Source organism: Sandarakinorhabdus limnophila DSM 17366, from assembly GCF_945882885.1.
Classification (GTDB): domain Bacteria; phylum Pseudomonadota; class Alphaproteobacteria; order Sphingomonadales; family Sphingomonadaceae; genus Sandarakinorhabdus; species Sandarakinorhabdus limnophila_A.
Window position 1 is genome coordinate 40,752 of sequence record NZ_CAMCWT010000011.1, and the last position, 12,593, is coordinate 53,344.

Annotated in this window: 12 protein-coding genes; 7 read left to right on the forward strand and 5 right to left on the reverse strand. The window is 62.4% G+C overall.

Annotated elements, in window-relative coordinates; genetic code table 11:
- Nucleotides 1-49: 49 nt before the first annotated feature.
- The 4 genes from Q7O19_RS04030 to Q7O19_RS04045 all read left to right on the forward strand — a co-directional run bounded on the left by Q7O19_RS04030 (nt 50) and on the right by Q7O19_RS04045 (nt 5,399).
- A complete protein-coding gene (locus Q7O19_RS04030; protein ID WP_303808803.1) occupies nt 50-898 on the forward strand; it encodes an enoyl-CoA hydratase-related protein in 849 nt (282 codons plus the stop codon).
- 480 nt (nt 899-1,378) lie between these two features.
- Entirely contained in the window at nt 1,379-2,374 is a 996-nt protein-coding gene (locus Q7O19_RS04035; RefSeq protein WP_303808804.1) for a glutathione S-transferase N-terminal domain-containing protein, read from the forward strand.
- Nucleotides 2,347-4,161: an arylsulfatase gene (locus Q7O19_RS04040; RefSeq protein ID WP_303808806.1), complete on the forward strand. Its 1,815-nt coding sequence runs from the start codon at nt 2,347-2,349 to the stop codon at nt 4,159-4,161. The genes Q7O19_RS04035 and Q7O19_RS04040 overlap by 28 nt, the downstream gene beginning before the upstream one ends.
- Before the next feature lie 128 nt (nt 4,162-4,289).
- Nucleotides 4,290-5,399: a hypothetical protein gene (locus tag Q7O19_RS04045; protein ID WP_303808808.1), complete on the forward strand. Its 1,110-nt coding sequence runs from the start codon at nt 4,290-4,292 to the stop codon at nt 5,397-5,399.
- Between the two features lie 61 nt (nt 5,400-5,460).
- On the opposite strand, the gene Q7O19_RS04050 is transcribed toward Q7O19_RS04045, so the two are convergent.
- From Q7O19_RS04050 to Q7O19_RS04060, 3 genes are read right to left on the reverse strand one after another with little or no spacing between them, the layout of a single operon-like run.
- Nucleotides 5,461-6,357, reverse strand: coding sequence for a haloalkane dehalogenase (locus Q7O19_RS04050; RefSeq protein WP_303808809.1), 897 nt, complete (start codon nt 6,355-6,357; stop codon nt 5,461-5,463).
- Nucleotides 6,358-6,416: 59 nt separating this feature from the next.
- Nucleotides 6,417-7,331, reverse strand: a complete 915-nt coding sequence (locus tag Q7O19_RS04055) for a formylglycine-generating enzyme family protein (RefSeq protein ID WP_303808811.1) — start codon at nt 7,329-7,331, stop codon at nt 6,417-6,419.
- Nucleotides 7,331-7,951 carry a TetR/AcrR family transcriptional regulator gene (locus tag Q7O19_RS04060; RefSeq protein WP_303808812.1) on the reverse strand — a complete coding sequence of 207 codons (621 nt, stop codon included), beginning with the start codon at nt 7,949-7,951 and terminating at the stop codon, nt 7,331-7,333. Before Q7O19_RS04060 ends, Q7O19_RS04055 begins: the two co-directional genes overlap by 1 nt.
- Nucleotides 7,952-8,104: 153 nt before the next feature.
- Between Q7O19_RS04060 and Q7O19_RS04065 the strand changes: the two genes are divergently transcribed.
- The 3 genes from Q7O19_RS04065 to Q7O19_RS04075 are packed head-to-tail and all read left to right on the forward strand — an operon-like array spanning nt 8,105 to nt 10,817.
- Entirely contained in the window at nt 8,105-8,734 is a 630-nt protein-coding gene (locus Q7O19_RS04065) for a hypothetical protein (RefSeq protein ID WP_303808814.1), read from the forward strand.
- The gene (locus Q7O19_RS04070; RefSeq protein ID WP_303808816.1) at nt 8,731-9,189 is read left to right on the forward strand and encodes a hypothetical protein; all 459 of its coding nucleotides are present in this window, start codon (nt 8,731-8,733) and stop codon (nt 9,187-9,189) included. Before Q7O19_RS04065 ends, Q7O19_RS04070 begins: the two co-directional genes overlap by 4 nt.
- Nucleotides 9,186-10,817 carry a sulfatase-like hydrolase/transferase gene (locus tag Q7O19_RS04075; protein ID WP_303808818.1) on the forward strand — a complete coding sequence of 544 codons (1,632 nt, stop codon included), beginning with the start codon at nt 9,186-9,188 and terminating at the stop codon, nt 10,815-10,817. Before Q7O19_RS04070 ends, Q7O19_RS04075 begins: the two co-directional genes overlap by 4 nt.
- A gap of 379 nt (nt 10,818-11,196) precedes the next feature.
- Here Q7O19_RS04075 and Q7O19_RS04080 read toward each other — a convergent pair whose 3' ends face one another.
- Both Q7O19_RS04080 and Q7O19_RS04085 read right to left on the reverse strand, forming a co-directional pair.
- A complete protein-coding gene (locus Q7O19_RS04080; RefSeq protein WP_369692409.1) occupies nt 11,197-12,006 on the reverse strand; it encodes a hydratase in 810 nt (269 codons plus the stop codon).
- A gap of 23 nt (nt 12,007-12,029) precedes the next feature.
- Nucleotides 12,030-12,593, reverse strand: a 564-nt coding sequence (locus tag Q7O19_RS04085) for a phytoene desaturase family protein (RefSeq protein ID WP_369692410.1), incomplete at its 5' end; no start/stop codon positions are given.

Here is a 12,593-nt window from a genome sequence, read left to right on the forward strand (position 1 = left end):
CGTTGCTGCTCCCAAGTCTCCGGCGCAGCATGGCCAGGCAAGGGAGGCGATGATGGCGCAAGATGGGCTGACTGTCAGCAACGAAGCCGGGGTGATGATCATCACGCTCGACCGGCCGGAAAAACTCAACGCCTATACCGATGCGATGGGCCGGGCGTTGGCCCGGGCGGTGCGGTCGGCGAGCGAGGACGACACCATCCGCGCCATCATCATCACCGGTGCCGGGCGGGCCTTCTGTGCTGGAGCAGACGTGTCGGCGGGTGCGGAAAGTTTCGACATGGCGGGTGAGGGCGCCGGTAATTTCGGCGAAGAACGCCGCGGCAAGCACGACAGTTTCATCCACGCCCTGTTCGAATCGAAGAAGCCGATCATCGCCGCCATCAACGGCCCGGCGGTGGGCGTCGGCATCACGCTCACCCTGCCATGCGATGTGCGCATCGCGGCGGAAGGCGCGCGCATCGGTTTTGTGTTCGCCCGGCGCGGCCTGGTGCCAGAGGCCGGCAGCGCCTGGTTTCTGCCGCGCCTCGTTGGCCTGCCCCAAGCGCTGCGCTGGTGCCTTTCAGGCCGCGTCTTCGACGCCGCCGAGGCGCTGGCCGGCGGGTTGGTGAGCGAGGTGGTGGTGCCCGACCAGCTGCTGCCCCGCGCCCGCGCCATCGCTGCCGAATTCAGCGACGGCACCGCACCGGTTGCCATTGCGCTGGCCCGCGCCATGCTGTGGCGGCTGGGCAACACCGCCGGGCCGGTGGACGCGCTGGCGGTGGATGCGGCCTGGAACATCGCGCTCGGTCGCGGGCCGGATGTGAAGGAGGGCGTGGCCGCCTTCCTCGAAAAGCGCAGCCCATCCTTCCCCGGCAAGGCCAGCGCCGATCTGCCGCCCGGCGTGCCCTGGTGGGAGTGATTGACGGGCACAACACAGGCTGCCACGCTGCTGCCCAATCAACAGTTTTGGGGATAATAGTTATAGAAACTGGCATGCACCATGCCGGCATGTGTGGTGATCTGACGAAGGCCGAGCGCGGCCGTGCCCGCTTCCATCAACAGGGATTGCGCCGAAACAAGCAACTGGTCGCGCGTTCGTTCACGTTTGGAGCCTGGTCGGTTTTGCAAGGGGCATGTCATCAAAGATGACACAAATCTATTTCTGACATTATGTCAGTAAATGCGAAGGGGATTGCATTGGCCATCCCATGTTTCGTAAGTTTGAAACATGGCGATCGAGCAGCCTGACAGCCAGTTTGGCTGATTAGTTGGCATTGATAGTGCTAATAAAATGCGATACCGCTGCTGCCAGCTGTGTCGTGATCGCGCGATTGGCGACAAAGGGCATCAGGAACGGGCGCAGATCAGCCGCACCAGATCGAGACAGGGCACCATCACCATGTACATAATCAACGGCGCGCTCGGTTCACCCTATTCGATGAAGATGCGCGCGCTGATGCGCTATCGCCGTATTCCGCATCTCTGGGTCCACGGTGCGGACTCGCGCGAGGCGCTGGCCAGGGTCAAAGCACCGGTCATCCCGGTGATGGAATATCCCGATAGGACGTTCCACAATGATTCCACCCCGCTGATTTATGATCTGGAGGCGCGTCACGCCGAACGTTCCGTGGTTCCGCCAGACCCGGCAAGCGCCTTCATCGCGCACATGATCGAGGATTTTGCCGATGAATGGGTGACCAAGGCGATGTTCGGCTACCGCTGGCTGGAGGATGTGGACCAGATCCAGATGAGCCGCTGGCTCGCCTTTGACGCGATGAAGGGCGGCGGGCTGGCGACGAGCCAGGGCTTTGCCGAACAGTTCCGCGCCCGCCAAGTCGGGCGGATGGCGATTGTCGGCTGCACGCGGGAGAATTTCCCGCTGATCGAGGCCTCGACCCACGCGCTGCTGGCGGCGCTGGAGGCGCATGTGGTCGATCGCCATTGCCTGTTTGGCACGCGCCCCAGCCTCGCGGAATTCGGCATATATGGCCAGTTATCGCAACTTGGCGTCGACCCGACCGCGCAAACAATGATGCGCAAGGACTATCCCTACAGCTTCCGCTGGCTGCTCCATATTGACGATATGTCGGGCATCGACGGCCAATGGGATGCAGCAGATGCGCCCTTTGCGCCGATCATCGCCGGATGGCTGAAGCAGGTAGGCGACATCTACATGCCCTTCCTCCTCGCCAATGCCGCCGCGATCGAAGCGGGCGAAACGACCTTCAGCATGACCGCCATGGGCCTGCGATACACCCAGGGTGTGTTCAAATATCAGGCCAAATGCCTGGCTGATCTGCGCGCGCGCCATGCCGCGCTGGATGCGACTGCGCGCAAGCGCATCGATCCGCTGCTGGTGGAGGCGGGGTGTCTCGACGCTTTGCTGATCCGATGAGACGGAACCGGCCAGCGACGGTTCTGGCCGCACTGACCCTGCTGCACCTGCTTGCGCCTGCCACCCACGCGGCACCGGCGAAGCGCCCGAACATCGTCATCCTGCTTGCCGATGATTGGGGGTTCAGTGATGTCGGGGCCTTCGGCGGCGAAATTGCAACGCCCAATATCGACGCGCTGGCGGCCAAGGGCGTGCGCTTTTCGAATTTCCACGTCGCCGGGTCCTGCTCGCCCACGCGGGCGATGCTGCAAACGGGCGTGATCAACCACCGCGCTGGCCTGGGCAACATGCCGGAGACGATCCCGCCGGAACATCAGGGCAAGCCCGGCTATGACGCGCACCTCAACAACCGCGTGGTGACAATTGCCGATCAGCTGCGCGCTGGCGGCTATCGCACCTATCTGACCGGGAAATGGCATCTGGGCCACACGCCCGACAGCCTGCCCACAGCGCGCGGCTATGATCATGCGCTCGCGCTGGCCCAATCGGGTGCCGACAATTTTGAAGATAAGCCCAATCTGCTGATTTATGATCAGACCGAATGGAGCGAGGATGGCAAGCCGGCGAAACTGCCGGCGCGTTTCTATTCCTCGACCCTGATTGTCGACAGGATGATCCGCTATATCGACAGCGGCAAGGCCAGCGGAAAGCCGTTTCTGGCTTCGGTGAACTTCATCGCCAACCACACGCCGTTGCAGGCGCCCGATGCCGATATCGCGGCCTATGCCGGGCGCTACACCGCGGGCTGGACCGCGCTGCGCAGCCAGCGCCGGGCCGGTGCGATTACCCAGGGCGTAATGCCCGCCGGCGTTGCCATGGTGACCATGAACACTAGCGCCGACTGGTCGAAATTGTCGCCTAAGGAACGGCAGCAGCGCGCGGGTGCGATGGCGGCCTATGCCGGCATGGCCACAGCGATGGACCGCGAAATCGGCCGGCTGGTCGCGCATCTGAAGGCCATCGGCGAATATGAGAACAGCATATTCGTTTTTCTGTCTGACAATGGCGCCGAAGCCACCGACCCGATGGCGATGGGGGCATTTGCGCGCTGGAACGCCAATCATCTCTATGATCAAAGCATCGCTAGGCAGGGTCGCCCGGGCTCGCTGACCGCACAAGGCGCTGGCTTTGCCAGCGCATCAGTCTCGCCGCTGCGCGGATACAAGTTCACCGCCAGCGAAGGGGGCTTGCGTGTGCCGATGATTATGGCCTGGCCGGGCAATCCGGCGATCAGGGGTGGCCGTGTTGCGACCGGCTTTGCCCATGTCACCGATATGCCGCCGACGTTGTTGGCGCTGGCCGGGGTGGCGCCGCAGCAAGGCGTTCTTGCCGGGCGCCGTGTCGAGCCCATGATCGGGTTGAACCTGTCGCCGATGCTCACCGGCAGCACGCCATCCGTCCATCCGGCAGACAAGCCGCTGGGCTATGAACTGTCGGGCAATGCGGTGCTGTTCAAAGGCGATTACAAGCTGGTCAAGAACCTGCCACCTTATGGCGATGCCCGCTGGCGGCTCTACAATATCAGCGCCGATCCCGGCGAGACTGATGATCTGTCGCGCGCCGATCCGGAACGATTTGCCGTCATGCAAAGCGACTATGTCGCCTTTGCCAGGGCAAACCAGGTGCTGCCGATGCCCGAAGGCTACACGGCACCCGACCAGATTTTTGCCAATGCATTGCGTACGTTGCTCATACCACGGCTGCTCGAACTGTGGCCAGCTGGTGCCATATTGGTGATAGCATTAGCGACCTTGATCCGGTGGCGCCGCCGCCGCGCTACACGGTGAAGGGCTATTGGCCTGGCCGCTGGCCCTGCGAGGACGGCGGCCCACGCCGGTTACAGTCGGTTCCCGATCCCCAGGCCCTAGCAGAACCCGCCAGTCTGCGGCTCGCGGCGACATCGCGGCGCCGGTTGATGACGACGATGACCGTACTCGGCGATCCAGGCGAGATTTTTCTGCTGACCCATCAGGCGCTGCGATCGCGGATCGGGTTGCCTACCACCGCGCAGGTCGAGCGTATCGATCCGTTGACGCTGCGCCCTCTCGCCCGCAGCCCGCGCCTCGACGGCGGCCCGATCTGGCCGGGCGGGATGGCCGTCCACCGCAATGGCGATCTTTACATCGTCTATGGGTGCTACATCCATCGCCTAGACCGCGCAGATCTCGCTGTCCGCGCGGCAGCGCGATTGCCGGTCGATCAGCCCTATAACAGTTTCGTGATCCTCGATTCCGGGCTGATTGTGACGAAGAATCTGTCAGTTCGCTCCACAGCACAACTTTGTGTGATCGATCCGGACGATTTGACCATGCCCTGCCCGCCGCTCGATTGCGGCGAGCCATCGGTCGCGCGGCTCAGCGCCGTTGGAAATACCGTCTATGTGGTGGGTGTGCGTACGATAACCCGCTATCATTGGGATGGCACTGCCTTGCGCCGCGACGATAGCTGGGCCTGCCCCTATATCGGCAACAGCCAGCGCAGCCATGGCTGGGATGCGGTGATCGGGGACCGGCACCTTTGGCTGATGGACAACGGCCAGCATCGCTATCGAACAAGCATGGTCGGGCGCGGCGTTGCGCAGGCACCCAACCGGCTCATCCGCGTTGCACTTGCAGACGCTGAGGACTGGCAGGGCATCGACGTCAGCGGCTTACCGGGCGGTAGCATCACCAACCCGCCGCTCTGGGACGAAGCAAGGCAGATCGTCATCGCATATGACAGCGCCAATCGCGTCATCTGTGGCTTCCGGTTCGAGGAAGAGAAGCGCGCGCTCGTGCCACTGTGGAGGCGAGACGGTTTGGGCAGCGCCAGCCACATGTTGCATTTCCCCGAAAGTGGTCGGATTTGCACCAATGATTATCAGCGCCGAGAAGCGATCGTCCTGCTCGATATCGCTAACGGAGCGACAGTTGCGCGGGTCGAAACAGGCGGGTTCATGCAAGGCGTGGTGTTTCCCTCGCCCGGCTGGAATGAAGATTTCTATTGGTGCTCGATGGACCAGGTGACGCGGATCGCGTTGACGTGATCCACGCCGCCGAAAAATAGCTCGGCATGTTCGGGGCTGGGGTGAAGCTGATTGGTGATGTTCATAATTTCGCTACCTCCAATATCGCCTGCACAAAGCCCTGCGGGTCGTTTTCCTGGATGAAATGGCCGCCCTTCAGCGTGCGGTGCGGTTGGCCTGCGGTACCGGGAACGCGGCCGATGAAACGCGTTTCACCGCCGCGGGTCACCGGATCGCCGTCGCTGAAGCAGCAAAGGAAGGGCTTGTGCCACTGGTCGAACACCTGCCACGCGCGCTTCTGGTCCGGGATGGCGACGTTGTTTTCGAACGGCACGAAACTGGGGAAGATGCGCGCACCGGCCTTGTAGCTGCTGTCCGGAAATGGCGCGTCGTAAGCGGCAATCTCGGCCGCGCTGAGCGCGCGTTTGGCCCCGGCGTTGATGATCCGGCCGATCGGGAAGACCGGGCTCCATTGGGAAAAGGCCCGCCACAGGGCAAAGGCGCGCGGGGGCGGGCCACCTTCGGGCAGGCCGCCATTGGACAGCGCCACGCTGGCAAAACGATCCGGCATTTCTGCGACCAGGCGCAGGCCGATCAATGAGCCCCAATCCTGACAGACCAGCGTCATCCGCGTCAGGTCCAGCGCCTCGACCCACTGGCGCATCCAGCCGACGTGGCGGGCATAGCTGTAGTCGGTCTTCCGGGTCGGCTTGTCTGATTTGCCGAAGCCGATCAGATCGGGGGCGATCACGCGGAAACCGGCTGCCACCACAGGGCCGATCATGTGCCGATACAGATAGCACCAGCTTGGCTCACCATGCATCATCAGCACCACGGGCGCGTCGCGCGGCCCTTCATCGACGTAATGGATGCGCAGGGGCGTGCCATCGCCAGGATCAGCAATCTCCACATAATGCGACGCGAAGGGAAAATCGCTGATCGCCGCAAAGGCGCTATCGGGCGTGCGTAAGACCTTCACGATTTATCCCCTGCTTTCGATAATATTGGCACTGCTGGTGCCGTATTGCCGCCGCAAGGTCAAGCCGAAGGCCCGGGTTTCGCAGTACCCACCAGCCGGAACCCGATATGATCGGTGCCCAGCCCGCGTTCCTGGAACTGGCGCGCGGCCGGGCGATAGCGGGCGCAATAATTGGCGGCGCACAGATAGGATCCGCCCTTGATGATGTTGACCGGTTCGCCAGCATCGGTGCGCGATCCGCTGGAACTGGTCCATTCCCAGACATTGCCGATCATGTCGTACAAGCCAAAGCCGTTGGGTTTGAAACAGCCCACCGGCGCACGCCCGGCAAAGCCGTCGGTGCCCAGGTTCCTCTCCGGGAAAATGCCTTGATAATAATTGGCCTGCGGCTGGCCTTTCGCATCAACCGGTTCCGGCAGTGCGGCTGCCCCGGCGCGAGCGGCATATTCCCATTGCGCCTCGGTCGGCAATTGCTTGCCAGCCCAGCGCGCATAGGCCTGCGCATCCTGCCAGGCGATCTGGACCACGGGTTCGCGGTCATGCCCGCTGATGCTTTCTTGCGATCCGGATGGGTGCCGCCACTGGGCGCCCGTGACCCACCGCCACCAGCGCGGATCCGCTTGCGATGGGATGTTGAACACGGCTGACCCCGGCACCAGCATCTCGGGCGGGGTGCCGGGAATTCGGGGTGGTTCGCGCTCGGCCATAGTCCGGTAACCGGTGGCCTTCACAAAGGCGGCGAATTGGGCGTTGGTCACTTCATGGGCGTCGATCCAGAACCCCTTGACCGTGACCGTGCGCGGCGGGCCCTCTTCCGGATACTGCGGATCATCGCCCATCACGAAGCGGCCTCCGGGCATCCAGACCATGTTGTTGTCTGCAAGGCCCGCGCACGCCTTGGCAGGCGGCCCAGCAGTATCGGTGCAGGCCTGCTGCAGCACCGCCAGGCTAGCCACAAGCAACAGGCGTTGCATCAATCGGCCGGCATTCGGGTCATGGCATCGCCCAACAAGCGCCGCACCACCGCCTTGGCCTCTTCAACCGGCAATTCCTGATCATGGCGCAGCAGCCGCCAGGTCTGGAAACTCAGGACGACATGCAGACCGCGGGTGCCGGCCAGATCGGCCTTCACCGTCGCCGGCAAATGGGCCTCAAGCGTTTCGAATTCCAACCGCAGCATGCGGCGATAATCCTGCATCAGATAGGGCGACTGGAAGCGTTTAAGGCTAGCCGAAATCCGGTAGGGCAGGATGGTTTCAAACACCTTCGATCGCTTGTCGGCGATATCGAAAAGCCTTTCCTTCCAGTCTGCGCCGGCGGGGGCTTGCAGGATGATCGGCATCACCCGCGCTTCGATCACCTCGCCCATTTCCCGGTAGAGTTCGTCCATGTCGTCGAAGTGGCGAAAGACCGATCGCAGGCCAACGCCCGCCACTTCGGCAACCCGCGCCGCGCTGGGCGCTACATCGCCCTTGCCGACCAGATCGAGCATCGCCGTGACGATCTTGCCGCGGCTCGATCGGCTGCGTTCGCGCCGGCCATCAGCCAGCGGCGCTTTCGAGCGCGATGCCATCTTGTGCGATACGTTGGTCATGCTGGCTTGTTTTGCGGCAAACCGACATTGGTGCAAGCGACAATAACGTTTGCAAATATTTCTTGGCACTTTTAATGCCAATAGAAGGGGTCAATCTGGCGGCAGCCGCGCGGCGCCATGCCAAGGGCGGCCCGGAATGGAGCGGTTGGCGTGATGGCTGAAGGGATCATCTGGGGCACGGCGTTGCTGGCTTATGGCGCCTTCCGGCTCTGGTATGACAATTGGTCTGGCCCGCTGAAGCCGGCAGAGATCGATGCCTTTCTGGCCCAGATGGCCGGCCGTTTCGAAGCAACCGGGAACAGCCCGGATGTCCTGCGCGCCTTCCTTGCAGCCGATGACGGCCGCGAGTTCGTGATGCTCAATCTGGTCAAGGCGCAGATGGACCCGGTGGAAGATCCGCAGACCGGGCAGATGGTGCAGGGCTTTGAACTGCTGAAACGCTATTCGAAACGCTTCATGCCGGTGTTGTTCCGCAATGGCGGCCATCCCGGCATCGTCGGGCGCAAAGTGGGCGGCTATGTCGATGCCTGGAACACCGAACCCGATCCCGGCTGGACGGTTTTCGGCCTGATGCGATACCGCAGCCGCCGCGACATGATCAAACTGGTGATGGACCCGGCCTTCATGGCAGGCCATCCCGACAAATTGCTCGGCACGTTGGCGACCTTTTCCTTCCCCACACAGAGAGTGCTGTCCTTCTATGTGGGCCCACGGGTCACCGTGGCGCTGGTGCTGGCGCTGATTGCCGCCCTTTCGCACCTGACAATGGTGACCATCACATGATGACCGCGCTGCTGCCGCCCAGCACCAACCACCATTATCGCGGCGCGCGCGCTGCGGCCTGGTTCCTGGCGCTGTACGGCGTTGGCTGGATCGTGCCGGGGATGATCCACAGCTTCCTGCCCGATGGTGGTGCAGGCACGATTGCCGGGCTTGATCTGGGCCACAATCCGGCGCTGATCATTGGCCTGTTCGCTTGGGCCGGCGCCACGCAGATCGCCCACGGGATGGTGACATTGGCGGTCGCCCTCCATTATCGCACATTGGTGCCCTTGCTTTTGTTGGTCAGCCTGCTGGAGCGCAGTTTGCTCAGTTGGTCGGCCTGGGTTGGCCGCGCGCAACCGGGCGTGCATCATCCACCCGAACATTATGCCAGCCTGATCCTGATCCCTGTTATCCTGCTATTCCTGTTGCTCGCCCTGCGCCCTGCCGCGATTCAACCCGGAGGTCCACGATGACACGCACGATGAAGTGGCTGGGTGCCTTGGCCCTGCTGGTTGGCGCGGGCTATTTGGGTTTTCAGCAGTACAAGATCTACCTTCCCGGCATCATCGGCGAATGGCGGGAACCAATCGCAGAGAATCGCCCGATCAGTTGGGCGCAGGGTCCTGCGGTGGCCCCTTCTGGCGAGCGTCCGCCCAATGTCATCCTGATTGTCGCCGACGATCTTGGGATGAATGACATCTCGCTCTACGGCGGCGGCGTTGCTGGTGGCGCTGTGCCGACCCCCAACATCGATGCGATTGCCAAGCAAGGGGTTAGCTTTGCCAACGGCTATGCCGCCAATGCGACCTGTTCGCCGTCGCGCGCGGCCTTGATGACGGGGCGATATCCGACGCGTTTCGGTTTTGAATTTACCGCCGTTCCAGCCGCCTTTGCTTCAAACCTGGCTCATAGTGGTGGCATTTCACTCTACCCACCGATCTATCATGAAGAGCTCAACCACGATCTGCCTGCCTATGCCGACATGGGTGTGCCGCACGACCAGATCATGTTGCCAGAAATCCTGAAAGCCAGAGGTTATCACACGATCCACATCGGCAAGTGGCATCTGGGCGAGGCCGAACCATTGCGGCCGACGTCGCAGGGATTTGACGAAAGCCTTGGCATGCGTTCGGGCGCAGATCTTTTCATGGCCGAACACGATCCTCAGGTCGTCAACGCGAAGCTGCCATGGGATCCAATCGACCGCTTTTTATGGGCGAACCTGCCCAATGCCGTTTACTGGGGAAACAGTCAGCGCTTTCGCCCAAAGGGCCATCTGACGGACTATTTCACCGACAATGCGCTGGCCACGATCGAGGCCAACCAGAACCGACCCTTCTTCCTGTATCTCGCCTACAATGCTCCGCACACTCCGCTGCAGGCGCTCAAGAGTGACTATGATGCGCTACCGCAGATCAAGGACCATACCCAACGCGTTTATGGCGCGATGATGCGCCAGCTCGACCGGCGGATCGGCGATGTGATGCAAAAGCTGAAGGAAACGGGGCTCGACGAGAATACTCTTGTGATCTTCACAAGCGACAATGGCGGCGCCTGGTATACCGGCATCAAGGATCACAACACGCCCTATCGCGGTTACAAGGGCACTTTCTTCGAAGGCGGCATTCATGTGCCGATGATGATGCGCTGGCCGGGCAGGATCGCGCCGGGCACGGTCCGAAACGATGTTGCCCAGCACCTTGATATGTTTGCCACGATTGCCGCAGCAACCGGTGCGAACGTGCCAGGAGATCGCAAGATGGACAGCTTCAACCTGATCGCTGCCGGGCCGAAGCGCGAAATCACCTTCTGGCGCTCTGGCGACTACCGCGTGGTGCGTGCGGGCGACTGGAAATTGCAGGTTTCGAAGCGCCCTGACCAAGCCTGGTTGTTCAACTTGGCGAGTGATCCTGCCGAGCGCGTCAACCTGGCCGCGCGCGAACCGCATCGTGTTGCCCTGTTGCGCAAGATGATCGAAGATCAAAATGCGCAAATGCCCAAGCCGCTCTGGCCCGGCCTGCTCGAAGCCGCGATCCGCATCGACGTGCCGCTCAATGCGGCGTGGAAGAAGGATCAGGAATATGTCTTTTGGACCAATTGACCGCGCAGAGATGTTTCGGACATGTCCGTCGCTTGTACAGCGGCCTTCTCCTCTTTCCGCTTAATAGCGCTTATGGTCCGCCGAATGCCCTCGGCTGTCGAGGCTGTTCCTAAATTCGCAGACTCTGACCCGTCACGCCTTTTGATTGTTGAAGTGGTTCCAATCCCTTGATACCGATAACAACAATGGCGCATTTCTGAAATATTTTGATTCACCTGTACGAATATCTGCTGACCACAATCATCTTCCAAAACCGGACTGTTGGCACCGTCCGAAATTTTAGCCGTTCAAGCTTCAGCCAGATGATGTCCGCTTTTGGGGGGCGAAGAATGGTCGCCGATGACCGAGATGAAGACGCAATGCCGACGTCAGCGCCTCCTTACGCCTTTCGCGGCATCCGCCACGGCAGCATCCACTGCACCGCGCCCGTATCGAACCGCCGCATGTTGAGCGATTCGTGCACGGCCACCACGTCTTCCCCCCACAGGCGGGTGGCCAGTGCGGTGCGGCTGTAGAAGGGGGTGTCTTCCCAGGTGGCGCGCACGCGAGCCGTGTAGCCGGCGTCGGCGCGGGTCATGCGGTCAAGGCGCCAGGCGGTTTTGGGCAGCACCACGGGGGCGGGCATTTCCATCACTTCGGCCTGGCCATCGGGCGTGATGCGCAGGGCCATGCCGAAATCGGCGCCGTCTTTCAGCTGGCCTTCGTACATCACCGCGGTGGAGCCATCCTTCAGATGGGCCCGGCTCCACTGCCAATTGGCAAAGCCGTCTTCCAGTGATTCGCTGCCGTGGTTGGCATCCAGATAGCCGGTGCCGGCCCATTTGATATCGGGGTTGGTGAAGGTGGCTTCCACCCGCGCGCACGGGCCGATCGGTTCCCACACATGCTTGCCGCCGGGATCAAGCCGGAAACGGCGCTGGCCATAGACTTGCGGCGTGACGCGCACCTGGCCGCGGACTTTCATGGGCAGCACAGCGCATTCTTCCTCGATATCAATCACCAGCGTGGCGCCATCCCAGCGCACCTGGCTGGGGCCGATGCGCAGCGTGGCGCGATCACGGAACAGGGCGCCGGTGCCGCGCTCTGTCATCGCCCAGCGGCGGCAGCCCTTGCCATAAAGCGCGACGTTCAAGGAGACATGATCTTCCGGGGCATCGCGGCCGGCGGCCTTGTAATAGGGGGAGAACACTGAACCGATGAAGGCAATGATCGTCAGCCCATACTGTCCGCAGTCGCTTTCGGCGTCGACATACCACCAGCGGTAGCCACCGGGTGCAACGTCCTGATCGAAGCGCGGGCCTGCAGGATCGCTGCGCTCGCCAAGCGGCCGGACAAGGCCGCCATCGGAACGCCCGCTCCCGGGTGCGCCGAACCACTGGCGACCCAGAGCCCGGGCAGCTTCGTCTTGCTGCCAGGCCGGCGGAAGCTGGCCTGCCACCCGTGCGAGGCCCGACCATAAAGGGCCCCACCGCTCGAAGGGAAAAGCGCCTCGAACATCGCTGGGCCCACTTGCACCATTGCCTTCGGTTTCAGTGTCAGCCCGCACCGGGCGAGGACCGCCAGCGTTGCTGTCTGACATTGTTCCATCTCCTCTGGCGTTGGTGTGGAGCCGTCGCCGGTGGGCGGGGCGTTGACGATGAGTTGCAGGCGTTCGGGGCCATCAGGAGGACGCCCGATGCCACGATCCTGCGCACAGATGTAGATGCTGGGCTCGTGCGGCAGGCGGTGTTCACCGAAGATGTGCCGGAATTCGGCGGCATAATCGGTGGAGAAGAA